Source organism: Muriicola sp. E247 (assembly GCF_041358175.1).
GTDB lineage: Bacteria > Bacteroidota > Bacteroidia > Flavobacteriales > Flavobacteriaceae > Muriicola.
In genome coordinates this window covers 265,272-291,215 of the sequence record NZ_JBGKBE010000001.1, presented here as the reverse complement: position 1 = coordinate 291,215, position 25,944 = coordinate 265,272, and the positions used below count along the sequence as shown (strand labels likewise).

Annotated in this window: 25 protein-coding genes; 11 read left to right on the top strand and 14 right to left on the bottom strand. The window is 43.4% G+C overall.

Translation table 11 applies throughout. The features are described 5' to 3' along the window. Positions 1-3: 3 nt before the first annotated feature. From ACA086_RS01315 to ACA086_RS01300, 4 genes are all read right to left on the bottom strand, one after another. Positions 4-1,002 (bottom strand): VWA domain-containing protein, encoded by a 999-nt coding sequence (locus ACA086_RS01315; protein ID WP_369748061.1) that lies wholly within the window; start codon positions 1,000-1,002, stop codon positions 4-6. 3 nt (positions 1,003-1,005) lie between these two features. After that, entirely contained in the window at positions 1,006-2,661 is a 1,656-nt protein-coding gene (locus tag ACA086_RS01310) for a hypothetical protein (protein ID WP_371001464.1), read from the bottom strand. A gap of 4 nt (positions 2,662-2,665) precedes the next feature. Beyond that, a complete protein-coding gene (locus ACA086_RS01305; RefSeq protein ID WP_371001463.1) occupies positions 2,666-3,532 on the bottom strand; it encodes a DUF58 domain-containing protein in 867 nt (288 codons plus the stop codon). Positions 3,533-3,597: 65 nt separating this feature from the next. Further along, complete coding sequence (locus ACA086_RS01300; protein ID WP_369748064.1) at positions 3,598-4,599, bottom strand: AAA family ATPase; 1,002 nt, start codon at positions 4,597-4,599, stop codon at positions 3,598-3,600. Between the two features lie 156 nt (positions 4,600-4,755). On the opposite strand from ACA086_RS01300, the gene ACA086_RS01295 reads away from it, so the two are divergent. The 3 genes from ACA086_RS01295 to ACA086_RS01285 are packed head-to-tail and all read left to right on the top strand — an operon-like array spanning position 4,756 to position 7,541. After that, positions 4,756-5,631, top strand: a complete 876-nt coding sequence (locus ACA086_RS01295) for an aldo/keto reductase family oxidoreductase (RefSeq protein ID WP_371001461.1) — start codon at positions 4,756-4,758, stop codon at positions 5,629-5,631. Positions 5,632-5,640: 9 nt separating this feature from the next. Beyond that, positions 5,641-6,408: an SDR family NAD(P)-dependent oxidoreductase gene (locus ACA086_RS01290; protein WP_371001459.1), complete on the top strand. Its 768-nt coding sequence runs from the start codon at positions 5,641-5,643 to the stop codon at positions 6,406-6,408. After that, entirely contained in the window at positions 6,405-7,541 is a 1,137-nt protein-coding gene (locus tag ACA086_RS01285) for an ATP-binding protein (protein ID WP_371001457.1), read from the top strand. The genes ACA086_RS01290 and ACA086_RS01285 overlap by 4 nt, the downstream gene beginning before the upstream one ends. Here the strand turns inward: ACA086_RS01285 and ACA086_RS01280 are convergent. Next, positions 7,538-9,478 carry an amylosucrase gene (locus ACA086_RS01280; protein ID WP_371001455.1) on the bottom strand — a complete coding sequence of 647 codons (1,941 nt, stop codon included), beginning with the start codon at positions 9,476-9,478 and terminating at the stop codon, positions 7,538-7,540. The genes ACA086_RS01285 and ACA086_RS01280 overlap by 4 nt on opposite strands. Next, on the bottom strand, positions 9,475-10,431 hold the full coding sequence (locus ACA086_RS01275; protein ID WP_371001453.1) for a carbohydrate kinase: 957 nt from the start codon (positions 10,429-10,431) through the stop codon (positions 9,475-9,477). The genes ACA086_RS01280 and ACA086_RS01275 overlap by 4 nt, the downstream gene beginning before the upstream one ends. 157 nt (positions 10,432-10,588) lie before the next feature. On the opposite strand from ACA086_RS01275, the gene ACA086_RS01270 reads away from it, so the two are divergent. Together ACA086_RS01270 and ACA086_RS01265 are read left to right on the top strand one after the other, a co-directional pair. Beyond that, complete coding sequence (locus ACA086_RS01270) at positions 10,589-11,314, top strand: metallophosphoesterase family protein (RefSeq protein WP_371001451.1); 726 nt, start codon at positions 10,589-10,591, stop codon at positions 11,312-11,314. A gap of 67 nt (positions 11,315-11,381) precedes the next feature. Beyond that, positions 11,382-12,371 carry an acyl-ACP desaturase gene (locus ACA086_RS01265; RefSeq protein WP_369748071.1) on the top strand — a complete coding sequence of 330 codons (990 nt, stop codon included), beginning with the start codon at positions 11,382-11,384 and terminating at the stop codon, positions 12,369-12,371. 28 nt (positions 12,372-12,399) lie between these two features. Here ACA086_RS01265 and ACA086_RS01260 read toward each other — a convergent pair whose 3' ends face one another. The 6 genes from ACA086_RS01260 to ACA086_RS01235 all read right to left on the bottom strand — a co-directional run bounded on the left by ACA086_RS01260 (position 12,400) and on the right by ACA086_RS01235 (position 17,042). Beyond that, the gene (locus ACA086_RS01260) at positions 12,400-12,924 is read right to left on the bottom strand and encodes a hypothetical protein (RefSeq protein WP_371001450.1); all 525 of its coding nucleotides are present in this window, start codon (positions 12,922-12,924) and stop codon (positions 12,400-12,402) included. A gap of 301 nt (positions 12,925-13,225) precedes the next feature. Beyond that, positions 13,226-14,779 (bottom strand): aldehyde dehydrogenase family protein, encoded by a 1,554-nt coding sequence (locus tag ACA086_RS01255; protein ID WP_369748073.1) that lies wholly within the window; start codon positions 14,777-14,779, stop codon positions 13,226-13,228. 100 nt (positions 14,780-14,879) lie between these two features. Further along, complete coding sequence (locus ACA086_RS01250; RefSeq protein ID WP_371001448.1) at positions 14,880-15,242, bottom strand: DUF1304 domain-containing protein; 363 nt, start codon at positions 15,240-15,242, stop codon at positions 14,880-14,882. An 8-nt stretch (positions 15,243-15,250) separates the two neighbouring features. Then, positions 15,251-15,796 carry a 3-hydroxyanthranilate 3,4-dioxygenase gene (locus tag ACA086_RS01245; protein ID WP_371001447.1) on the bottom strand — a complete coding sequence of 182 codons (546 nt, stop codon included), beginning with the start codon at positions 15,794-15,796 and terminating at the stop codon, positions 15,251-15,253. Positions 15,797-15,866: 70 nt separating this feature from the next. After that, positions 15,867-16,343: a CAP domain-containing protein gene (locus ACA086_RS01240; RefSeq protein ID WP_371001445.1), complete on the bottom strand. Its 477-nt coding sequence runs from the start codon at positions 16,341-16,343 to the stop codon at positions 15,867-15,869. A gap of 189 nt (positions 16,344-16,532) precedes the next feature. Next, entirely contained in the window at positions 16,533-17,042 is a 510-nt protein-coding gene (locus ACA086_RS01235; protein WP_371001442.1) for a CvpA family protein, read from the bottom strand. 92 nt (positions 17,043-17,134) lie between these two features. On the opposite strand from ACA086_RS01235, the gene ACA086_RS01230 reads away from it, so the two are divergent. From ACA086_RS01230 to ACA086_RS01220, 3 genes are all read left to right on the top strand, one after another. Further along, on the top strand, positions 17,135-17,491 hold the full coding sequence (locus tag ACA086_RS01230; protein ID WP_369748078.1) for a hypothetical protein: 357 nt from the start codon (positions 17,135-17,137) through the stop codon (positions 17,489-17,491). Continuing rightward, positions 17,488-17,802, top strand: a complete 315-nt coding sequence (locus tag ACA086_RS01225) for an antibiotic biosynthesis monooxygenase (protein WP_371001440.1) — start codon at positions 17,488-17,490, stop codon at positions 17,800-17,802. Before ACA086_RS01230 ends, ACA086_RS01225 begins: the two co-directional genes overlap by 4 nt. An 82-nt stretch (positions 17,803-17,884) precedes the next feature. Next, entirely contained in the window at positions 17,885-19,552 is a 1,668-nt protein-coding gene (locus ACA086_RS01220; protein WP_371001437.1) for a glycerol-3-phosphate dehydrogenase/oxidase, read from the top strand. 9 nt (positions 19,553-19,561) lie between these two features. On the opposite strand, the gene ACA086_RS01215 is transcribed toward ACA086_RS01220, so the two are convergent. Next, the gene (locus ACA086_RS01215) at positions 19,562-20,563 is read right to left on the bottom strand and encodes an NAD(P)H-dependent glycerol-3-phosphate dehydrogenase (RefSeq protein WP_369748081.1); all 1,002 of its coding nucleotides are present in this window, start codon (positions 20,561-20,563) and stop codon (positions 19,562-19,564) included. Positions 20,564-20,688: 125 nt separating this feature from the next. Between ACA086_RS01215 and ACA086_RS01210 the strand changes: the two genes are divergently transcribed. From ACA086_RS01210 to ACA086_RS01200, 3 genes are all read left to right on the top strand, one after another. After that, entirely contained in the window at positions 20,689-21,612 is a 924-nt protein-coding gene (locus tag ACA086_RS01210; protein WP_371001436.1) for a nicotinic acid mononucleotide adenyltransferase, read from the top strand. A 153-nt stretch (positions 21,613-21,765) separates the two neighbouring features. Further along, a complete protein-coding gene (locus ACA086_RS01205) occupies positions 21,766-22,737 on the top strand; it encodes a phytanoyl-CoA dioxygenase family protein (protein WP_371001434.1) in 972 nt (323 codons plus the stop codon). Positions 22,738-22,819: 82 nt separating this feature from the next. Then, complete coding sequence (locus ACA086_RS01200; RefSeq protein ID WP_369748084.1) at positions 22,820-24,349, top strand: SulP family inorganic anion transporter; 1,530 nt, start codon at positions 22,820-22,822, stop codon at positions 24,347-24,349. A 53-nt stretch (positions 24,350-24,402) separates the two neighbouring features. Here ACA086_RS01200 and ACA086_RS01195 read toward each other — a convergent pair whose 3' ends face one another. Next, complete coding sequence (locus ACA086_RS01195; RefSeq protein ID WP_371001431.1) at positions 24,403-25,923, bottom strand: M20/M25/M40 family metallo-hydrolase; 1,521 nt, start codon at positions 25,921-25,923, stop codon at positions 24,403-24,405. Positions 25,924-25,944 lie beyond the last annotated feature (21 nt).

The following is a 25,944-nucleotide window of genomic DNA, read 5'->3' as shown; positions in this document are numbered from 1 at the left end:
GGCCTAAACAAAACTTTTAAATAAGATTGTCCTCAATATCCATTCGGAAATCAGAAGGATTCCGGCAAGAAGGGCCCAGGGCCTGAATTTCTCTTCGTTGTTATAATATTTAAATTCTTCTACTTCTGTTTTTTCCAGTTTGTTGATCTCTTCATAGATTGCTTCCAGTTTCTGGTTGTTGGTCGCCCTGAAATATTGCCCTCCTGTTAGTTCAGCAATCTGCTTTAAGAGATCCTCGTCGATTTCAACCTGTCGCATTCCATATCGGAATGATCCATCAGCATTGTACGCAATTGGCGAAAGTGCATTGCCGTTGGTTCCTAGTCCGATAGTATACGTTTTTATACCAAATTCAACAGCCAGGTTGGCGGCCGTTTCAGGTTCGATAAATCCTGAATTGTTAACACCGTCGGTAAGGAGAATGATCACTTTGCTTATGGCCTTACTGTCTTTTAAGCGATTAACGGAAGTAGCCAGGCCCATACCAATAGCTGTGCCATCTGCCAATTGGCCATAGGTTATTTCTTTAAGCGCGTTTAGTACGATCCCCTTGTCGCTGGTAATAGGGGTTTTAGTATAACTTTCCCCCGCGTAGGCGACAAGCCCAATACGGTCATTGGGGCGTTGTTGTATAAAATTAGAAGCCACCTCCTTGAGAGCTGCAAGTCGGTTCGGACGAAGGTCCCTGGCCAGCATACTGGAAGAAACATCTATAGCCATCACTATATCAATCCCCTTTGTTGTTTTTGTACGGGTTGAGACCTCTCTGATCTGTGGCCTGGCCATTGCCGTGATAATGCATGCCAGGGCAAGAAGCCTGAAGGCAAACAATACAGGACGCAGTTTAGAAAGGATGTCATTTTTTGGAAATCCCTTTATGCTTGGGATTTTTAGTGTAGCTGTCTGATCTTTTCGTTTGAAGAAATACCACAGGATGGCCAGAGGTAACCCCAGGAGCAACCAAAAGAATTGTGGATTCGCAAACTGAATATTTTCAAACATTTCTTAAACCTGTGTTTTAACGTCTATAGAATTAATTATTCTCTCAATGATCTGTTCGGCATAAGGGTCCCCCTCTTCCCATGAGAGAATCACCTGTTGTTGGAATCCTTTTCCACCAAAAAGGATGATCGCATATTTGCTTTTAATTCTCTCATTCTCACTATCACCCGGGAAGGTAGCACTGCCATAGACTTTTACCCCGGGGACTCCGGAAACAGAGCTGAATTCTTCTTGTTTGGTGATAATGTTTCGGGCACCTTTATCTGCGAATTCCTTAAGGGCTTTATCGATGCTCTTTTGATAATCGGGTTCGGTAGGTTCTGCCAGTATTACGGAAGATGTTCCTACGCCAAAGAGATTTTCTGGATTGTAAAAGGAAAATACTTGTTTGTTTCGTACTACATTCATTTCTTCAGCTGAAAGTTCCACCTCTTGTCTTAGCAAAACGTCCGGAGCTGATATGTCTATGGGGGGATAGCCATAGGAGCTGGATACCCATTCTCCCTCGAGTAGTTTTTTAGAAGGCTGGTAGATTAACGAATTCCTGACATTGTCAATCCCGTAATAGAATACAGTGGCAACCAGACTAAGCAGCACTATTGCTGCGGTGGCCACTCCTGCCTGTACCCATCTTTTTTTAAGGGCTTTTTTACGCAGGACTTCCTTGTATGCAGCCTGCTCCATCAATTCCTCCTCAGTGGGCTCAGGTATGGCCTCCTTGGTCTTTATAACTATATGCTCTATAGACTTCCTGTCTTCTTCTGCCTTCGACATTTCTGGTTTTGAGCGCGCAAATTTCACCAGGTCTGCAGTGTAAAGGATTTGTTTGAACTGCTGTATGGTTTCGTCTTCAATTTTTAATTCCCCTGCATCTTTCATCAGCTCCAGCTTGGTGATAAGCTGATCTGTGGTACTTTCAAGAGCAGATATATGGACATCCTCTTCCAGATATGACCTAACAATATCAGTTAGTTCAGAATAGTATTTTTTATATTCCTCCTGTATGAGATATTTGGAGTTTTCGAGCTTTTTTAATTCCTGTAGTGCCCGGTCATAGGGGGGGAGCATAGCTTGCTGTTCCTCTTCGCTCAATGGTTTACGCCTGAAGAAGTACCAGAGAACAATTCCGATCATAAGAAGGCTTCCCAATATGACCCAGACGTAGAATGGGATATTTGCCATATTTTTCTCGACAGGAATCAGAGGCTTTATATCATAGATTTCCTTAGTTACAGTATCTACTTCAACGGTCGCTACCTCTACCCTGAGGGAGTCTGTAAAATATCCCTTCCCATCAATCTCTATCCTTTGAACAGGAAGGATATAGGAACCCGAATCGAATTGGGTTAAGGCGTAGATTTTTTGAAGGATCATCCGATCTGCCTTTCGGGTCGTATCCGTTTTGAAGGCTTCAACTGTTTCCAGGGGGGAGAAGGTCTGACCCTCAGGAAAAATTACCTGAGCAGTAGTATCTGTTTCCACCGATACTTTAAACTTTATCTGCTCTCCTATTTTTATTGAGGTGGTGTCTACGGAAGTATTTACTACAGGAGCTTGCTGAGCCGCGCCTAATACAGCATAGAAGAGAAAGGGCAATATTGCCCATGCCCAATTTTTAGGTACAGCGTACGGCGTGTATGTGTAATTTCTCTTCAGCATCAATCTAGGCTCTTTGCTTAAAATACCCCAATAATTTTTTTACATAACTTTCATCCACCCGGCACTGTAATATTCCTGCACCCGACTTTGTAAAGGCATTTTTAAAATACGCTACTTTTTCCCTGTAAAACTGCTGGTAGGCTTTCCTCACTTTTTTTGAAGAGGTATTTACAAAATGTACTTCTCCCGTTTCGGCATCCTCCATTTGTACTAATCCAAGGTTCATAATTTCCTCCTCCCTGGGGTCATACACCCTGATTCCGGTAACATCGTGTTTATTCCCCACAATTTTCAGAGTGTTTTCATACTCATCCATCATAAAATCAGAGAGTACAAAGATGATCGTCCTTTTTTTCATGACATTGGAGAGGTACTTAAGCGCCTCTACCAGATCGGTTTTCTTGCTTTTTGGCTTGAATTCCAGTAATTCCCTGATGATTCTCAAAATATGACTCTTCCCTTTTTTCGGGGGGATAAAGAGTTCAACTTCATCTGAGAACATGATCATCCCTACCTTATCGTTGTTTTGCAGGGCAGAAAATGCCAGGGTAGCCGATATTTCTGTAATAACATCCTTTTTAAACTGGTTTACCGTGCCAAAATGCTCAGAACCACTAATATCAACCAGGAGCATCAGGGTAAGTTCGCGCTCCTCTTCGAACACTTTTACATAAGGCTCGTTGTATCGGGCGGTAACATTCCAGTCGATAGAGCGTACATCGTCCCCAAACTGATATTGCCGAACTTCACTGAAGGTCATTCCCCGTCCTTTAAAGGTGGAGTGATACTCCCCACCAAAAATATGGTCGGACAACCGACGGGTCTTGATTTCAATCTTGCGAACCTTTTTAAGTAATTCTTTTGTATCCATGGGTTCAGGATTAGGCAACTGGGTTCAAAAAGGAAGATTTGAACAGGATTAATTCCTTGAACTTTCTAGGGTACTTCAATCTCGTTTACGATGCGATTGATAATTTCTTCAGAAGTAATGCTTTCAGCTTCAGCTTCGTAAGTGATTCCGACCCTGTGTCTTAGAACGTCGTGAATTACTGCCCGTACATCTTCTGGAACTACATAACCTCTTCGCTTGATAAAAGCGTAACATTTGGCAGCAATGGCCATGTTGATACTTCCTCTTGGTGAGGCCCCAAAACTGATCAGAGGTTTGAGACTTTCCAGGTTGTATTTTTCAGGATATCTGGTAGCAAAGACAAGATCAAGAATATATTTTTCAATCTTTTCATCCATGTAGACCTCTCTGACTGCCTTTTGAGCGCTAAGGATTTGTTTTAGGCTCACTACTGGTTTGACAGCCTCGAATGCTCCGTTCAGATTCTGTCTGATAATCAGCTGTTCTTCGGTCATTTTCGGGTAATCGATTATGGTTTTAAGCATAAATCGGTCTACCTGAGCCTCGGGAAGAGGATATGTTCCTTCCTGTTCTATAGGGTTCTGAGTGGCCATAACCAGGAATGGAGCATCGAGAGGGAAAGTTTCATCCCCTATGGTCACCTGTCGCTCCTGCATGGCTTCAAGCAAGGCAGATTGTACTTTCGCAGGTGCCCGGTTGATCTCATCTGCCAAAACAAAATTGGCGAAAATGGGCCCTTTTTTTATGGAAAAATCGCTTTCCTTCATATTGTAAATAAGGGTTCCTACCACATCGGCAGGAAGCAGGTCGGGGGTAAACTGTATCCTACTAAAACTCCCCTTGACCGCCTTTGCCAGGGTGTTTATCGCCAGGGTCTTTGCCAGGCCCGGCACCCCTTCCAGCAATATATGGCCTTGTCCCAAAAGACCGATCAATAGGCGTTCCGTCATATGCTTTTGCCCGACGATAACCTTGTTCATCTCCATCATTAACAGGTCAATAAACGCGCTTTCCTGAGCAATTTTCTCATTTACCGCACTTATATCTACCGTGCTTTTATCATCCATAAAATATCTTTTAGTAGTTGTCTATCAATCTCTTAGTTTAAAGGATATGCAAATTGAAAATTTATTCATTCACTGCCTGTTAACGATTGGTTAAAAATTCCCGGGAACCCTAAGTTTTATGATGTATTTAAGGGATTTTTAGTAATTTCATCACTTATGAAATCACCGAAAAAATTCTCCCGAATCATCGCCGGAACCATGACATGGGGATCATGGGGTAAGCAACTTTCAAAAAGTGAGATGGTCTCTCTGATGAATCACTGCCTGGAAGCAGGGATTACGACCTTTGACCACGCTGATATTTACGGCGGGTATGGCAATGAAGAGGAATTTGGAAATGCCTTTGCCGAAAGTGGAATTGCCCGTAAGGACATCCAGCTCATTAGTAAATGCGGAATTCAATATATGTGCGATGCCAGGGATAATAAGGTAAAGCACTATAATTACTCTACAGATTATATCATATGGTCTGCCGAACGCTCCCTTGAAAAACTGACGACTGATTACCTCGACCTATTCCTTTTACACCGCCCAAGTCCTCTACTGGATCCCGAGCCAGTAGCTAAAGCTATTGAACAACTGCTCAGCAGTGGGAAGATCAAGGCTTTTGGGGTGTCTAATTTTACACCCTCCCAGATAGCCATGCTCGAAACGGCAATACCGGTGCAGGCCAACCAGGTAGAATGTTCACTCACGGCTGATGGAGTCATGTATGACGGAACCCTTGATGATTGTATTGGCAGGAAAAGAATGGCCATGGCATGGTCTCCCCTAGGTTCATATTTTCGGGAAGACAATGAGAAAACAAAGAGGATAAGGGAGGTATTATTACCAATGAAAAAGAAATACAGCGCCAGTGAAGATCAGCTTATCCTGGCATGGCTGATGAAGCATCCTGCTCACATTCATCCGGTTGTTGGAACTTCCAATGCCAACCGATTGGAAGATTCTATGCAGGCAGCTAAATTAAATATGGATTTGGAAGATTGGTTTCTACTGCTTGAGGCGTCACAAGGCCATAAGGTACCCTGAAAAAATAGTATGATGCAAGAACAAAAAAAAATAGCCTTTATCACGGGAGCAACCAGTGGTATTGGGAAGGCCACGGCTGAACTTTTCGCAAAACACAACATCAAATTGGTCCTTTGCGGAAGGAGGCAGGAAAAACTCGATGCCCTGAAAAAATCGCTGCAATCTGGAACCAGGGTGCATACCCTCAACTTTGATGTTCGTGATAAGGAAGCTGTTGGGGCTGCTATACAATCCCTTCCCGAGGAGTTTGCTTCAATTGATATCCTGGTCAATAACGCAGGCAATGCTCATGGCTTAGACCCCATTCAAAGCGGAGCTTTGGAAGATTGGGATGCGATGATCGACATTAACGTAAAGGGATTGCTATACGTTTCCAGGGCCATTCTTCCAGGGATGATCCGGAGGAAGAACGGGCATATTATCAACATAGGTTCCACTGCCGGGAAGGAAGTATACCCCAGGGGGAATGTGTATTGTGCCAGCAAACATGCTGTTGATGCCATCAACCAGGGAATGAGGATAGACCTTAACGAACACGGAATACGTGTGGGAGCGGTAAATCCCGGACTTGTAGAAACAGAATTCAGTGAAGTGCGGTTTAAAGGCGATGAAGATAGGGCAAAGAAGGTATACCAGGGTTATCAGCCACTGAAACCCGAAGATATTGCAGACATCATATATTTTGTGACCACCAGGCCATACCATGTAAATATTGCCGACCTGGTGGTGATGCCTACTGCCCAGGCAAGTAGTACCATAGTGAAGAAAAAAGAATGATTAACAAACGCCTTCTGGTCAAAAATCTCCTGGCCCATAATGACGAAAACAGTTTTTATGATAAAAAGCGTTTTATAGATATCGGTCAGAAGGAAGGAAAGGCTAAATTCCTGAAACACGTTTGTGCTCTGGCCAACAGTAATCCAAAAAACAATTCATTTATCGTCATTGGGGTTGAGGATGAAGACAATAAGATTGTAGGAGTCGATTTCTTTGATGACAGTAAGATTCAGAATCTGGTTAATGCTTACCTGGACAACCCCCCGCTGATTTCATATGAAAATATTCCCTTTCCCCACTTACCTGAAGGAAAGGTCGTGGGCCTTGTGACCATCAAATCGAATGGCCGGATCTGTGCACTTCGCAAAAATATCTGGAAATATTACGGAGGGGCCGTGTTTTTCAGAGAAGGTAGCATCAGTATGCCAAAGGCGTTTGATATTGAACTTAAAGACCTCAATTCGGAAATGGTCGCTACCATTGAACAACACGCCAGAAATAATATCGAACTCACACTTGACGGTGTAATCGACTTTATCAATCACAGACATAAAGACCTTAGCAGCAATTATAAGGTTTTTAAGGAACAATTTGTCATTTGCTGGGCAGGGAATAGAAAAACGGTAAAACAGAATACCTACTACTCACGTGTAGATATCGAACTGATTAACGAACAAGTAAAGCTCTTCTACTCTGCTTTGGATGAGATATCCATAGATATCACTGAAGATACTTTTGCTATTACAGAATATGTGCAATTAGGTCTTGGAAGGGAACAGCGATATTATCCCCTGGAGGAGGTAGGTATCACTTTTAATGACAACGGTACTTATCAGATCGTCAGTGAGCTGATCTTTCAACCCCCCCAATACGACCGGAAAACACTTTTCCATATCTACAATACCAACAATGCCCTGCTGCAAAAAATCCAGAAAAACCGAAAGCTCACAAAGGCAGAACGTGCAGATCTCAAATTGGCTCCGGCCACCTATTTGCTTTGTTATCTGAATGGATTTGAAGAAGCAAAGGATCAAATGGAAACATTAAAAAACACCACTAAGTCTGTAGATGAAAAAGTGTATAACAACCTGAAGGAGTCTTTGAGAATTCTCAGAAAAGTGCGCTACAGCTAGTCCTTTACCAGCCATAAAATCTGAAAGGGATCAATCTGTACCAGACTACTCGTCAGTTTCCATTTACTGTTTGAAAGTAAATCACGCAAAGAGCCGTCATTAACATAGCCCAGATTGGAAAGTATCCCCGCATCAAGAATTTGTGGCGACTCGTCAAAATTAGCCACTACCAGTACTCCCTCCAGATTGGCTGCTGTCCTTTCGTAAAGGAATAAATGTGAGTTACGAGGGTCATGGACCACGAGATTATTGCGATCTGTAAAAACCCCTGTCTTTTTTCGCAGGGAAATCATATGCCGGATTCCGATGAAAATTTGAGAAGACGGTTTATCAGGTTCACTGAGTTGTGCGACAGCTTCCCAGTTTTGGCTTGGTCTGTTTACCCACCTGCTGTCCTGCTTTTTATGTGGATCATCAAGGTAAGAGTAATCATTTAGGGTGCCAACCTCGTCTCCTGCATAGATCATCGGAATTCCTCCAAAGGAAAGAATAATTCCGTGCAGCATCAGAATCTTCTTTACTGAAATCATCACCATTTCGGCATCCAGAGTACGCATAGCTTTTTCCAGACCCAGTAAAGAGGCACAACTTCCGGTAATTCGGCTGTCTCCTGTGGCCGGGTTCTCCATAAATTTATATCCTACGGCCGGACTCCAGTCCAGGCCCTGGCAATAGTAATCAATCAAAAACTTCCGATGCAGCCAGGGGTCCCAACCTAACTGTGCGATATAACCATCGTCCAGTCCCAGTCCGATATCATCATGGCAACGGAGGTAATTTATCCAGGTAGAAGATGGTGGTTTTTGGGGTACATTATGCAAGGACTTCTGCAACAGCAGCGTTTTTTTGGTAGCTATAGAATTCCATAAAAGCGACATTAGTGAGGCATTGTAGGCTACGTCGCACTCGTTGCCTTCCCGTCTCCCTTCCCCGAAATACTTAACAATATCGTGGGGGGAAACGATGGCTTCTGCCAGAAAAATAACTCCCGGAGCAACCACCTGCAGACACATTCTGAAGAGGGAAATAAGTTGATGCGCCTCTGGCAGATTCTGTGAGATCGTTCCAATTTTTTTCCAGAGAAAGGCCAGCGCATCAAAACGCACAACATCAACCCCACTATTGGTCATTTCGACCAGATTCCTGAGCATTTCCAGAAAGACATCAGGGTTTGTATAATTCAGATCCCACTGATAGGAATTGAAGACGGTCATTACCCACTGAGAAATCTCAGGTCTATAGGTGAAATTGCCTGGTGAAGTTGAGGGAAAGACCTCAGGCAAATTAGCTTCATAAGCATCTGGGATAGTCCTGTCTGGGTACATGTAATAGTATTGCTGATAGGTTTTGTCACCTTCGAGCGCCTTTTTGGCCCAGGGGTATTCATCTGAAGTGTGGTTTACTACAAAGTCGAGCATAAGGTAAATCCCATTCTCGCGAAGCTTTGAGGTAAGCTCGAGCAGCGATTTCCTGCTACCGTATTTTCTGTCAACTTCGGTATAACTGTTAACTGCATACCCGCCATCATTCTCACCAGCCGGCCTGGTAGTAATGGGCATAAGATGCAGGAAGTTAACCCCCAGTTCTTTAAAAAAAGGGATCTTCTCCTCAATTCCCTTCAGATTTTTGTTGAACAGATCAACATACAACTGCATGCCTGTGATTTTATTCGACTGGTACCAATTGCCCTGTTTTAATAAGCGGAGATCCTGATATTTTAGTTCCTCAGATCTTTTTTTAAATAGTTCCGGGAGTAACTTTTTAAGCTTTTTAAAGTAGGTCCTGTGTTCAGGACTGGTATAGAGAGAAAAAAATAAATCCTCTATCAAAGGCAGATTAGTTTCGAGGCGTTGTTCGAAAAGATTTTCGGGTTTGGCAGACTGAAGATCCTGTAAATCTTTCATGGCCAGCTTCCTGTGGAGTGCCAATTGATTCATTCGGAACTGTTCAATTGATTTATATCAGGCAGTGAGTCGATCGCCCCGTAACCGGTGGTGGTTATTGCGCCTGCTCTATTGGCAACCTCTACCATATCCATCAAAGTAGACTCGCTTTCTGATAGCATCTCATGTGATGGTAACTGACTGATTTGTTGTAGTAGGCAACCAATAAAAGCATCTCCTGCTCCGGTAGTATCCACCGGGGTGACGGCAATACTTGGAATGGTCTGACGGGAGTTTTTTGTACTCACCCAGGTGCCCTCAGAACCCAGGGTAATGGTAATAATTTCTGCCCCAATCTGGTGTAAAGCTTCACTTGCTTCCGGGAGGGAGTTCTTCTTTGATAACATCTGGGCTTCTTCCAGACTGAATTTACACAAATGGGATTTTTCGATATAAGGCATACACTTTTTGACAAAGGTTTTCTCGTTTCCTTTCCACAGGTCTGCTCTGTAATTGGGATCAAAACTGATAAAGGCATTTTCTGTAATGGCATCAAAAAGATAATGGCTGTAAGCTTTCTCCAGGGGCCCTCCCAGCAGAGCTGTAGCCGCCCCCAGATGGACCATCTGATCACGAAAGGAACTTTTTATAGAGGAATCGTATTGAAGTTCCCTATCTGCCCCTCTGGAAAACACAAAATCCCTCTCCCCGTTTTCCGCCAGGGAAACAAAAGCAAGCGTTGTAAAGGTAGATGACCGCTGCACAAGTGAAAGGTCTACATCAAAGGCATCTATTCTGTTCATTAAAAAGGAGCCGAAAGGATCTTCTCCCACGCATCCGATAAACGCGCTGTTACCTCCCAATTTTGAAATTGCACAGGCTACATTTGCAGGAGCTCCTCCAGCCTTTTTGGTAAAAACAGTGGCCTTTGCAAGATCAGCCCCCTGATTTTCTGCAACAAAATCGATCAGCAACTCACCGATACAGAATATTTTTTTAGACAACATTACACAGCCTTAAGGCGGGTTAGAGAGTTCAAGTATAGGAAAATATCTGCGTAAATTAAACCTGGCGTGGGATTATTCATATGGGGATGAATTTCAAGGAGCAAAATTTTTACTATTGCCGTAAGGTGTTCCATAGAGAATTTACGATTTTTGCGCTATGAGAACATTGGTCATTGGTGATATACATGCCGGGGCACAAGCCCTGCCCCAGGTTTTGGAAAGAGCAGGCGTTAAGAAGGACGACCTGCTTATTTTTTTAGGCGACTATGTCGATGGATGGAGCGAGGCTGTAGAGACTGTTGAATACCTCTTGAAATTACAGGATATCTATCGGTGTATATTTTTACGTGGGAATCACGATGATCTATGTTACCACTGGCTTGAAACAGGAGAACACAATCCACTTTGGTTGATGAATGGAGGAGAGGCTACCATTGAGTCGTATGAAAAAGCAGACGAGGAAGTAAAAAAGAGACATATTTCCTTTTATAGATCATTGCGCAATTATTACCTGGATAATAAGAAACGACTATTTCTTCATGCCGGATTTACCAATTTAAAAGGAGTAGATTTTGAATACTTCTCAAAGACTTTTTATTGGGATCGAACACTCTGGGAACTGGCTTTAGCCTTGGATCCGGGAATTGCCAAAGACAGTATATATTACCCTAAACGATTACTGCATTACTCGGAGATCTATATAGGCCACACCCCCCTGAGTAAGATTGGTAAGTCTGTCCCTCACAGGGCGGCCAATGTTTGGAATATAGATACCGCAGCGGCTTACAAAGGGCCCTTGACCATTATCGATACAGACACCAAGGAATTTTGGCAAAGCGATGCGGTATATTCTTTTTACCCCGGGGAAAACGGCCGAAACTAATTTTTTGGTAATCCTTTAATAGAGTTTCCATATTTATTTGTCGTACTTTGTTTAAAAGACGCAAAAAATGAAGAATATTCGGTTAGAAGTGATGGATGCGATCGAGCCACAAGTATCAGGCTTTATGGATTCTTTTCTCATACCTCCGGATGAAATTTGGCAGCCTTCAGACTTCCTGCCGGATTCCCAGTCGGATGGGTTCTTCGATGCTGTAGAACAAATCCGTGAAGAAGCAAAAGAACTCGGATATGATTTCTGGGTAACTCTGGTAGCAGATACAATTACGGAAGAGGCTCTGCCCACTTATGAATCCTGGCTGATGGATGTGGAAGGCATTAATCAACATGCTAAAGAAAACAACGGCTGGTCGAGATGGGTCAGGGCATGGACTGCAGAGGAAAACAGGCACGGAGATGTACTGAATAAGTACTTATACCTTTCAGGAAGGGTAAACATGCGGCAGGTTGAAATCTCTACCCAATATCTGATCACGGATGGATTCGACATAGGTACAGACCGGGATCCTTACAAGAATTTTATTTATACTACTTTTCAGGAATTAGCAACCAATATTTCTCATAAGCGAGTAGGTCAGATGGCCAAGAAAAAGGGAAATTTACTGTTGGGTAAAATGTGTTCTATTATAGCAGGGGATGAAATGAGACATCACCTTGCATATCGCGAGTTTGTAAAGACCATTCTGGGACATGATCCCAACGGCATGATCCTCGCTTTTGCAGATATGATGAAGCACAAGATCGTAATGCCTGCCCATTTTCTGCGGGAATCCGGGGGTGCGATAGGCGCCGCCTTCGAAAATTTTTCAAATTGTGCACAAAGACTGGGGGTTTATACGGCACAGGATTATATTGAGATCCTGAAAAAGTTAAATACTTACTGGGAATTGGGAACCCTGAGAGGCCTGAATGAGGAGGCTGAAAAAGCAAGGGATTATTTAATGAAACTCCCTGATCGCCTGCATCGAATTTCCGAACGAATGAAGTTTCCTGAAGACCAGTATCGATTTAGTTGGGTTCAGGCCAATGGCGTTATCTGAAAATGGGCGAGGGGTAATTTTAATTCACTTATAACTTTCCGTGTTTGTGTTCCTCCTGCCATCTTGCAAGTTCTTTCCATTTTCCTTCTGAAGCCATTTTTGCCTGCATAGGCCAGGAGGCAGGATCGTGAACTTTGTAGCGATCTCCTCCCGAATCGAGTACTTCCTGGCACTTAGCAACTGAAGTTTCAGCCAGGGCCTTCCAGGTTTTAATATCATAATTGTGAAACAGGCTTCGGATCTTAGGCCCGATCCCTTCTACTAGTGTAAGATCATCAAGTTTAACTGATTTTCCAATATATTTTTTTGCTTCAGCAGAGTCAAATACGGTGTAATCCCCATTATTTAAGGAGGACCCCGCAGCTAGTTTCTGCTCACATTTGGCGAGATCGTTCTTAGCTTTTTCATTTTCCTGACTCAACTCTTTTATCTGAGACTCATAATCAACCTTTGGGTTTGATCCCCGACCGATCAGATAGCCAAAAAAACCGCAGATAAGCCCCACACTAAGGGGAATAAGCCAGCACCAGATATCCATATATTCTAACTCCATAGTGAAAGATTTAGTTTGCTTTTAGATCATTTTGATTTAACGCTCCCAGAACAAAGAGTCCAAGTTGTGTTCTTGTCCTGTGCTGATTCACTATCAGGAACACTGACTACAATACATCACAAAGAAATAGATACCGGCCAATAGGGTGATGATAAACCCTATAATATTCGTGGTTTTTTTAGACATGAATGTAATGGTTAGGTAAATCTCTTTACAAGATATTAAAAAAACGCTAATCCCGGGGCTCTCTGATCAATCCTGTAAGGAGGCCCTATTTCAATACAAGAAATGTGTAATCTGTTTACAGATCGAATTTAATTCCCTGTGCCAGGGGAAGCTCTTTTGTATAGTTGATGGTATTTGTCTGCCTTCTCATATAGATCTTCCACGCATCAGAGCCTGATTCTCGTCCTCCACCGGTTTCCTTCTCCCCGCCAAACGCACCTCCAATTTCAGCTCCTGAAGTACCGATATTGACATTGGCAATCCCGCAATCACTACCCGAAGCTGACAGAAATTTTTCAGCCTCCCTGAGATCACTGGTCATAATGGCTGAAGACAGCCCCTGTACCACTCCGTTTTGCAGGGCGATAGCATTTTCTGCTTCTCCGGAATACGGGATGAGGTAGAGAATGGGAGCAAAGGTCTCGTGCTGGACAATATCAAAGGAGTTTTTTGCTTCAGCAATGGCAGGTTTAACATAACAGCCGCTCTCATATCCTTCTCCCTGTAACACACCACCTTCTACCAGTAATTTTCCTCCCTGCGCCACGACCTGCTCCAGGGCATGCTGATAATTTTTTACCGCATCTGTGTCGATTAACGGGCCTACGTGATTAGATTCGTCTAAAGGATTCCCGATCCGCAACTGGCTGTATGCGGCCGTAAGGGCATCTTTTACCTTGTCGTAAACCGATTCGTGAACGATAAGTCGTCTGGTAGAAGTGCACCGCTGACCGGCAGTCCCAACCGCACCGAAGACAGCACCTATAACCGTCATTTTAATGTCTGCATTGGGCGTTACAATTATGGCGTTGTTCCCTCCAAGTTCCAAAAGGGATTTTCCGAGTCTGGCAGCAACAGCCTGGGCTACTATTTTTCCCATTCGGATAGATCCCGTTGCAGAAATCAGGGGAATACGCTTATCCTGTGTCATGTATTCGCCTACCCTGTAATCTCCGTTTATCAGGCAGGAGATTCCTTCAGGCAGGTTATTTTCTTTTAATACTTCAGCAATAATATTCTGGCAGGCGATACCACATAATGGCGTTTTTTCTGAAGGTTTCCACACGCATACATCACCACATACCCATGCCAGGGCAGTATTCCAGGCCCATACAGCTACTGGAAAATTAAAAGCAGAGATAATCCCCACTACCCCCATTGGGTGGTACTGTTCGTACATACGATGTCCGGGTCTTTCCGAGTGCATGGTTAGTCCGTGCAACTGTCTTGAAAGGCCCACTGCAAAATCGCAGATATCGATCATTTCCTGGACCTCACCCAGGCCTTCCTGGTAAGACTTGCCCATTTCATAGGATACAAGTTTTCCCAGTGGTTCTTTCAGTTCACGAAGCCGCTGTCCGAACTGACGAACAATCTCGCCTCGTTGCGGAGCCGGTTTTAGTCGCCAGTCTAAAAAAGCACTCCCTGCCTTACTCATAACCTCTTCATAATCTTCTTTTGTGGTTGTGCGGACCCTGGCGATAAGGGATCCGTCTACGGGCGAATATGATTCGATAATTTCACCTGAGGAAAAGAATTTCGAACCGGTTGAAGTACCGTCGTTAAGCTCTTTTATTTTTAATGCTTTTAAGGAGTCCTGTATGCCGGAGTCAACTAATGCCGTTGCCATAATATTCTGTTTAGTTTTGTGAAGTTCGTTTGGCTGCAAAGCTACAAATAATTAAGGTCTTGCAGTGCTACCCGGGATACACTTGGCAGTAAATAAAGGATTACTTCAGATGGACGAGTACCAGGGCGATTAAAGCCGGGAGGGCCTGAACGAAAAAGATTTTTTTTGACACCGTCATCGCCCCGAAAATACCGGCAATCAGTACACAACTTAGGAAAAAAATGGAGATGTATAGCTTCCATGGATATTCCCCGATAAAAAAGGTCCATATCAGTCCGGCTGCAAGAAAACCGTTGTACAACCCCTGGTTAGCTGCCATGGTCTTCGTCGGCTCGAACAGCTCTTTTGGAAAACCTTTAAATACCCTGGGAGCCCTGCTTGTCCAGGCAAACATCTCGAGCCATAGAAAATACAAGTGGAGTAGCGCAATAAAACCAATAAGCAGATCGACAGCCAGATTCATATTATTTTTTAATCCTGATTATTAGCGATAAATCTTGGGTCAACATCCATAACTGTACCACAATTGGAACAGCTGCGAAGTGTTTCTGAACCGTAAAAATGTTCAAAGTGTTTTAAGAAGTCCTTTTCAATATCCTCGAGTGTAAAATAGACATCGTATAATTTGTTGTTGCAGTTGTCACAATACCAGAGTAAGCCATCCTTAGCGCCGAGATCTGCTCGTTTTCTTTCAATAACAAGCCCTATAGAACCTGAATGTCTTTCAGGAGAGTGCGGAACTTTTGCAGGGTGGAGATACATGTCTCCGGGGCCCAGTTTCATCGTCTTTTTCACTCCATCTTCCTGAATGTGAACTTCAATATTCCCTTCTAACTGATAAAAGAGTTCTTCTGTTTCGTTATAGTGATAATCCTTTCGGGCATTTGGCCCAGCTACGATCATAACGATATAATCATCAGCATCCTTATACAGATTTTTGTTCCCCACAGGAGGTTTTAGAGAATCACGATTTTCTTCTATCCATTGATGTAGGTTGAAAGGAGGTAATATGGCCATATTAAATACTAAGGTGTGAACAAAGGACTTATGTCTTCATTCAAAAATACGAAAAGTAAGGGACTGAATTTTACTTAAAGAAGATCTGTGTATAAAAGAGGGTTCCGTCAGCACTTCTTTTAACACTGATGGCTGTATTTGTATAATCGGCTTCCATGGTGCCTTTGTGGTTCGGACTTTCTAACCAACCCTGAAAGGCTTCGGTTGCATCCGGATAATCCATCGCTACATTCTCCGCGATTTCCTTCGCATCGGTTTCCGCTGCAATTTTCGAAGCTCTGGAACTGAAGTTATCATGACTGATGGTTCCTTTGGCAATCATATAGTCGTTATGGAGATTGGCATAATCATATGCCAGGGCATTGAATTGGAGAGGTTCTGAGCCAAGAGATATCCTGTGTTCATTGACTATCTGGAGGAGTTCCTGTTCTACTTCCACTGCATTTAGCGCAACGGGAATCACCAATTCATCTGTAGCCTCCTTGGTACAGGAAACAGTAACAAACAGGCAAATAGCCCAAAGGATGGCATGCAGACTTCTTCTCATTATAGTGTTCCTCGCAGGCAGGTAGGGAAGAAGTGGGGAGTTCTCGTATTAAAAATTGAGGTTGGTAATGATAGTAAAAAGGATTGAAAAACAGCTTTAAATGTTGAAAATATTCGATGAAATGCACGTTTTGTACCCTCTGATCAATTTTACATCCCGGGAATTAAGGAGCTTAATGACATAGCCTATCTACTCTGCGTTTTCAACATCAGCACTATCGTTTTTAATAACCGCACTGAATACAAGTTCGCCTAAGTTCCTGATAGGTTCGTAGAGTACGGATTCTGCCTTAGTATCTTCGTTGACAAGCTTAAGATTTTTGTTTACACTTTCCAGAAAGATTAACAAAGCCCCCAGGATTATGGCTACTTTAAGTGTACCAAATAGTCCTCCTGCAATTTTATTCAACAAGCCCAGCATTGCGAACTCAGCTATTTTAGTAAGCAGTTTGGCAGCAGTAATTACCGCTATCACTATAATAAAAAAGGTGATAATAAATGAGGCCAGGCTCATCGTTCGTTCGTTCCAATCCCAATGAGAAGCGAGATAATTCCCTACGATATATGAAAAGTGTATGGCTCCGTATAAGCCTGCGACTAAGGCCAGGATGGAGGCTATTTCTATCACCAGACCATTTTTTACGCCTTTAAACAACCCGTAAAGAAGTAAAAGTCCCAGTACTATGTCGATAAAACTCACGGACAACCGATTTGTACAAATATAGAACTTTGATTTGTACCTTTGGTTTTTTAGAAAGAAGGGGGATTTAATCTTTATAAATTTGCAAAAAGATGGCAAGAGATCAGGTATTAAAAGAACAATGGGATCTGTTAGTGGCAAAGCTCTCTTCTCAGTTTTCAGATAACGACCCTCTAGAACTCGATGCAATTATCTATCTGGTGGGAGTGCAGGAATTAGGGCAATACCACCGGTCGTTTAAAAAAGACGAAAAGGTTAACCTGATGCATATCGCTATTTGCAGATTGCTTGAGCCCTATGGATATTACGAATTTGAATATTTCGACGAAGAAGGATGGCCGCATTATAAGGTGAAGGAAGAATTGCCTCCACTGAAGGCCGGAGAGCAGGCCATTTTAATGAAAGAAGCCATTGTCGGATACTTTCTTGAGAAAGAATACATGCCATGAACAATTTTCGTCCGTATTATGCCGTCATCTTTACTACCCAACGAACTGAAGGTGACCATGGGTATAAAGAAATGGCAAGTAGGATGGAAACCCTGGCTGCATCTCAACCGGGATTTCTGGGTTTTGAAACCGCGAGGAGCGATATAGGTATTAGTGTGAGTTACTGGGAAAGTTTGGAAGCGATAACCCAATGGAAAAATAATGCCGACCATCTGGAGGCACAAAGACTCGGCCGTGAAAAATGGTATCAATGGTACCACCTTCGCATATGCAGAATAGAACGAGAATACAACTTTCAACGTCCTGATTGAGGGATAGCATAAGTATTATCAGAGTTATTTTACACTATCGGGGCAAAATAATATATCAGACAAACCATCAAAACGATTTTTTATGAAAGAACCAATTTCTTTCTCCAACCTTAAAAGACAGTCGGTCACCCGGGAAATAGTCGAAACTAATTTTGATCTGGTCGTAATTGGAGGGGGAATTACAGGGGGTGGAATAGCATTAGATGCAGCCTCCAGAGGCCTAAAGGTGCTCCTTCTGGAAAAAGGCGATTTTGCATCAGGCACGAGTAGTAAATCGACAAAACTAATTCACGGCGGACTTCGATATCTGAAACAATTTGATTTCTGGTTGGTGAAGGAAGTGGGTTCAGAACGAGCTATAGTCCATAAACTTGCGCCCCACCTGGTCTTGCCCGAAAAGATGTTGTTACCCCTTATAGAAGGTGGTTCCTATGGGAAATGGCTTACTTCTGTAGGCTTGAAGGTATATGATATCCTGGCACAGGTAAGTGGGGATGACAAAAGAAAGATGTTGGAGAAAAAAGAAGCGATGGCCCTTGAACCCCTCCTGCCTAAGAAAATAGTAAAAGGTGCGGGATACTATGCAGAATACAGGACTGATGATGCCCGACTCACCCTGGAAAATATTAAAACCAGCCTGCAATACGGTGCCAAAGCACTTAACTATGCTGAGGTTACCGACTTCATTTACAAGGATGAAAAGGTGCAGGGAGTTAAATTTAAAGACCTTCTGAGTGGGGATACTCATGATATAAAAGCGGATCACATCATCAATGCTGCCGGTCCCTGGGTGGATGAGCTGAGGAGTATTAACCACTCAAAAAAAGGGAAACGACTACATCTTACCAAAGGGGTTCATCTGGTGTTTCCGCATGAAAAGCTCCCCGTGAAGCAGTCGGTTTATTTTGACGTTCCCGATGGGCGAATGATCTTTGCCATCCCCAGGGGGAAAGTGACCTATGTGGGAACCACAGATACCAATTACAATTCGGATAAGGACAAAGTGGAGACTGATTTGGCTGATGCCATCTACCTGATCGCTGCCGTGAATAATATGTTTCCGGATATCGAATTGGGAATGGAGGATATTGAATCTTCCTGGGCAGGTTTACGCCCCCTGATCCACGAAGAAGGGAAATCGGCATCGGAGCTTTCCCGAAAGGATGAAATATTTACTTCAGATACCGGACTCATTAGTATCGCCGGAGGGAAACTTACGGGATATCGGAAAATGGCTGAACGTGTTGTAAATCGAATTGTTAAAAGAATAGAGGAAAATAACGGGACAAAATTAAAGGAGTGTACTACGGATTCCATTGCCTTGTGCGGGAGTGACTTTAAAAAGTTCAAACACGTAAAAAAATATATTGAGGAAGTTTATTCAAGGTTAAAACCTGATGGTTTTAGCAAGTACGATGCCTGGTATCTTGTAACCAACTACGGCGTTCAAACTGAGATGATCCTGGATTTCTACAAAAAGCGAAAAGAGGAGGAGAATACCGAGCGTCTCATTCTTTCTGAGCTTCAGTTTGGGGTGAAGTATGAAATGGTACAATCGCCACTCGATTTTTTTATCAGGAGAACAGGGAGGCTGTATTTTGACATTCACAGTGTAAGGAAGTACATGGAAGCAGTGTCGGGGGAATTACAAATACTTCTCAAAGCAGATGAGAAAACAGTAGTTGAATGGAGGGATTCACTCAATAATGAATTGAAAAAACATAGTGATTTCTCCCTGGACAGGGACTAAGAAAGAGAGTTAGTCTAAGCGATCTGCCAGTTTTTTAAAACTATTTCTTGCATTTTCCTTCAAGTAAAGGATGCCGTAAACCGTATCGATTATTGGAGTACGCACTTTGCGTTTGAAGGAATTTTTTTGCTCATAGGCACTTTTGGCGGCATAGTATCCCTCGGCCACCATATTCATCTCCATCATAGCACTTTTTACCGTATACCCTTTTCCGATCATATTGCCAAACATACGGTTTCGGCTGAAAGTGGAATACCCTGTTACCAGCAGATCACCCAAATAGGCAGAATTGTTGATATTCCGCTTCATTTTGTGAACCCGCTTGATATAGCGTTTCATCTCACGGATGGCATTACTCATCAGTACACTCTGGAAATTATCGCCATAACCCAGTCCATGGGCAATTCCAGCGGCAAGGGCATAGATATTTTTTAACATCGCAGCGTACTCTGTTCCTATGATATCATCAGATATTTTAGTTTTTATATGCTCGCTGCTGAGCTGTTTTGCTATGAGTTCAGCCTTGTCCTTATCAGCGCTGGCTATAGTGAGGTAGGACAGTCTTTCCAGCGCTACTTCTTCAGCATGACAGGGGCCGGTGATGACCCCTATGTTTTCGAATGGAATATCGTAGTTATCATGGAAATGTTCTCCGACTATTTTACCGCTCTCGGGCACAATCCCTTTGATAGCGCTAAAGATGATCTTGTTCGTCAGGGGCACACTCAATTTTTGCAACTCCGATTCCAAAAAGGCTGATGGAATAGCAAAAACGAGAATATCTGCCTGGGTAACAGCCTGGTCTATACTGTCTGTAAGAGTTAACTGCGAAAGGTTAAACTCTACAGAGGTGAGATAGTTGGGATTGTGTTTTTCCTTTTTAATAAAGGCAATTGCTTCGGAATTCCTCATATACCATATTACATTGGGAAGATTTTTAGTAAACATTTTTACAATGGCTGTGGCCCAGCTTCCTCCACCTAATACCGCAATTTTCACTTCTTTATTCATCTAATCTCTTTAATAGAGCAAATGTAAATAAAAACCATCAGCTTATAAGTAATTGAAAATCAATATAATACAACAAATGGCACGATGCTTGTTTTACAAGAAGTAGAATATTAAAACTGTACGCCATGAAAAAATTTACCTTCCTTAGCTCCGTGATATTGATGATGCTATTTCTGAGCAGTTGTTATACTGAGGTGATCCTCGAAGACGTATTTATTGAGGATACTCCTTTGCAAACACGACAGGTATTAGAGACGTATGACCTTTGGTATGTCGATATCCATTCGACTCAGGGAAACGGGGAAGTTCCTTTTCTCCAAAGGGCGTTTACACTTTCTTTTGTCAATGGTTTGTTCTATGCTAATAATAATATATCAGGAATTGGAAAGACGGGGAATGGTCTTGGAATCAGAGTAGGATATTACGATGCTGTAGCGGGAGTCCTGGAAATCGACCACGATGTGGATGGGATATGGACCCTCGAAGTGATTGGAGTAAACAACAGGACTATCGAGCTGTATGACAGGCGTTCAAATACGTCTTACTATCTGGATGGTTATCAAAGATCCAATTTCGATTACAACAGATTGTTTTACGAGAACATAGAGCTTTTGTTACAGGAGTACGATGTATGGGAAAAGACCTATGTTAGTGATACCGGTTTTGCCAATGAATTTGACGAGGAGAACTTTCTGCAGTTTTTTGAAGGGAATTCAGGAACCCGATTCAGGTCTTCTGTAGACGCAATAGGGACTCCTTTGTCGAATATCGTATGGGATTACGAAGGTTTTTATGAGATATACAATGTAGAAAACGATGAAACGCTTAAAACTTTAACGTTAGATTACGCCTTTATGGGCAATGATTATTTCGAACTGTACGTTATTGATGACAGAACGATTGAACTATATCATCCCGACAGCCAGACGGTATATGAATTCCAGGGCAAGGGATATATCCAGTATCTGAAATCGGATAGTACAACAAAAAGCAGAAAACGCGTTAAGAGCAATCATCCGACAATGAAGGTAAAAAGGCAACGTAAATAGGAGAACGCTCCTGACATTTAAAATTTAGATAATAATTTTTTTGGTTGGTTATTTGGTTAAAAGCCGTCCTGTACATCTAAGACAGGGCGGTTTTTTGTTGGGATTCCTGCATTTTGCGTATCTTAATAGGGTTAATCTCTCAACGAAATTAAGATGGACTCCAGGTACAAAGTTGAATTGGGGAATGCCGGACATAAGGAGATTCCGGGTAACCCTTCCACGGCAACCAGTAGCACAAAAAAGTTAAATGACAGGTCGAATGGCAAACCTCTGAAGGTTCTCAGTGAGGAAGACTGGGAATTCTGGATTCACAATGGGTATATAGTTATTAAGAATGCTATTTCCAGATCCCAGGCTGAAGAAACGGCTAGTTTCTTATGGGAATTTGATGAAAAAGATCCTAATGACCCCAAAACTTGGTATGCTCCACCCAGGGCTGAAATGCAGATGAAAGAACTCACCGGGACCGGGATGGTGGAAGTATACAACCATCAGCAGTTGTGGAACAACAGGCAGGAACAACGGGTTTATGATGCGTTTACGGATATCTGGGGGACCGATAAACTATGGGTGACCATAGACCGGGCAAATCTTAATTTTCCGCAACGCCCCGGACACGAACAAAAAGGGTTTATCCATTGGGACTACGATCCTGAAACCAAACCTCAAAACGTGCAGGGCGTACTGGCCCTGGCAGATCAGACCGACGAGAATATGGGTGGCTTTCAATGTATTCCGTGGTTGTACAGAAATTATGATACCTGGAAGAAGGATCAACCTTCAGACCGTGATCGATTTCAACCTGATATAAGCGGATTGGAAGATAAGATCGTAAAGGTAAAATTGGAAGCTGGTGACCTCCTGATCTTTAATAGTACCCAACCTCACGGGATAAGGCCAAATCGCTCCGGAAACAAGGTGCGTATTGCTCAATATATTTCAATGATGCCGGCAGAGCCTGAGAATGAAACGCTGCTGAACTGGAGGATACATTCCTGGAAAAACAGAGTAGCTCCCGAAGGTTACGCCTTTCCTGGTGACCCGCGAAAATGGGAACAGCAAAAGTATGAAACCGCAAAATTATCCCCCCTGGGAGAACGATTGCTGGGAATTACCCCCTGGTAATTGTCATATCCCTAATTCTCACTCGTCAAAGAGGTTACCTTCTAAATTAATGCTATTTTTGCGCCCTTAAAGACAACAGGGTTTGAAGAAGTACCTCAATCTATTCGATTTTTCACAGGAAGTTAATTACCGTACTGAGATCCTTTCCGGACTCACCGTAGCTCTGGCTTTGGTACCCGAAGCGATTGCATTTGCACTGATTGCCGGCTTATCTCCTTTAACTGGATTATACGCAGCATTCGTCATGGGCCTGGTGACATCCATTCTTGGGGGTAGACCCGGGATGATCTCGGGGGCAACAGGAGCTGTGGCCGTTGTAATTGTTAGTCTTGCCCAACAACATGGGGTTGAATATGTTTTCGCTGCTGTTGTTTTGGCCGGACTGCTGCAGGTGTTGGCCGGAGTGTTGAGACTTGGGAAACTTATGCGCCTGGTACCACATCCCGTGATCTTTGGTTTTGTCAACGGACTGGCGATTATCATATTTATGTCGCAGCTCGATCAGTTTAAAAATGCTGACGGCAGCTGGTTAAACGGCAATACTTTGTGGCTTTTCTCAGGCCTCGTATTACTTACAATGCTGGTGATATGGGGATTGCCTAAGATCAGTAAAGCAGTACCCGCATCCCTTGTGGCCATCCTTCTGGTATTTGGTTTGGTACTTGTATTTGGGATTGATACGCGGACTATTGGAGATATCGCCTCAATAAAAGGCGGCTTTCCTCCTTTTCACCTTCCGGATGTACCGGTAAATATGGAGACTCTTCAGATCATTTTCCCATATGCGGCTATTGTAGCAGGAGTTGGACTGATAGAAAGCTTACTTACCCTGAATATTGTGGATGAGATCACCGAAACCCGTGGCCGCGGCAACAAGGAAGCTGTTGCCCAGGGAACCGCAAATATCTTGTCCGGAGTTTTCTCTGGTATGGGTGGCTGCGCGATGATCGGTCAAAGTCTTATTAACACCTCCAACGGGGCAAGGGCAAGGCTATCGGGAATCGTAGCTGCCTTGATGTTACTCGCATTTATCATGTTTGGTGCCGATCTGATTGAAAAAGTACCGATGGCGGCTTTAACCGGCCTGATGATCATGGTGGCCTTGGGAACTTTTGAATGGGCAAGTCTGCGAACCTTTAGGCGGATGCCAAAAAGTGATGTGCTGGTGATGGTACTGGTAACGCTGGTAACGGTATTCCTCCACAACCTCGCTCTTGCCGTACTAGTAGGGGTGATTATTGCTGCCCTGGTCTTTGCCTGGGACAATGCCAAAAGAATTCGTGCCCGAAAACACGTCGATGAAGACGGAGTGAAGCACTATGAGATCTATGGCCCCCTCTTTTTCGGATCCGTAACTTTATTTAATGAAAAGTTTGATGTTCTGAATGACCCAGATGAAGTTATAATCGACTTCAGGGAAAGCAGGGTGGTAGACATGTCGGCCATTGAAGCCCTTAACAAGATTACCGAACGTTATCTCAAGGTAGGGAAAAAGGTTCACCTGAAACACCTGAGCGGTGACTGTAAACGTCTGCTGAAGAATGCAGACGATATCATTGAAGTGAATGTCCTGGAAGATCCTACCTACAAGGTTGTGGTAGATAAGATCTGATCAGATCTGAAGAAATCTATAGACCAAATTTTGTTTAATTTGATTTGTATAATCTAGTTTAATTCCTCCCCTAATATTGCTAACATAGTCTTTATCCCTTCTCGATAATTCCCCAGCCGGAGGTTTTCATTGGGACTATGTTGATTGTTATCCCTGTTTACTGTTGGGACTGTGACCGCCGGAATGTCTAAAGTGGTTACAAAAGGAGAAATGGGAATAGAACCACCGCTCATACGGATCATTATGGGGGATTCACCAAAGGCCTTGGTAAGAGCACTGCGGAGCCAGATTCCTACCGGGGAATCAAAAGACGTCCTGAAAGACTGATAGGAGATCTCATGGGTGAAGGTGGCGATCTTGTCATGAGCAAGTCGTTCTTCTTTGGTGGGCTCCCTATCCAATACCAAATACCCTTCTGAGGCCACATGCTCCTTAACAAGATTTATGAGTCGGTTTGGATCGGTTTCCAATACCAGTCTTACATCCAGCTCAGCCCTGGCCCATCCTGGAATGATAGTCCGTACTTTTTCATCGATCCATCCTGATTGCATCCCGCGGATGTTCAGGGAGGGATATTGAATGGCTTCCTGATAGTAACGTCCAACTGAATCAGCCGTTTTGATCTGCAAGCGATCTTTTATCTGCGCTTCATCATCCGGGACTGCTTTCAGAATAGATGCTGTAGCAGGATCGATCGAAACCCCATCATAAAACCCAGGGATGATGACACGGCCCACATCATCCTTCATAGATGCCAGTAATTTGGAAAGGCGCAGTGCCGGGTTAGGAGCATAATTTCCAAAATGTCCACTGTGCTGAGGTACCACAGGACCATATGTGGTGAGGGTAATTGTGGAAATGCCTCTGGCTCCAAAGGTAAGGGTGGGCTTGTTGGTAATATGCCGGGGTCCGTCAAAAATAATGAGCATATCGGCTTTTAAGAGATCAGAATGCTCTTTTACAGCTCTAGGCAATTGGGGCGATCCCAATTCCTCTTCAAAGTCCATGATCACTTTCAGGTTGTAGTTTGGGACAATATCTGAATTGGCAGCGGCATCCAAAGCGGTCAGGAACATTGCAATAGGCCCCTTTGCATCGCTTGCAGAACGGGCAAATACCCGCCAGTTGTCTTCATAATTTGCGATATCGTCCCAGGGTAGAGCTTCCCAACTCCCGTCAGGTAGTGGTTTCTTAAGCACAGGGATATAGGGGCTTTCCTGAAACCAGCGGGTACTGTCTACCGGTTGCCCGTCTACTTGCAGATAGACAAGCACCGTTTGTTGTGCACCCGGGTGTTTTCTTTCGGCCAGCAGTAAAGGAGCCGTACTTGTTGAAATCCTGGTGTTGCTAAACCCTCTTTTTTGAAAGGCCTTTTCACACCATTGTACATTATCTTCAATGGCCGTGGGATAAAAGGCATCGTTGGGGATGTTAAGCAATTCCCGTAACATGGGAAAGGAAGTTTTGGCATAGGCCGAGGATAGTTCATCCAGAGATTCTCGAGTCTGACCGTGACCCATTAAATGACCCAAAAGAAGGAAAATACCTGTGCATTTAATGATGTAATTTTTCATGGCTTTTTACCAATTTACAAA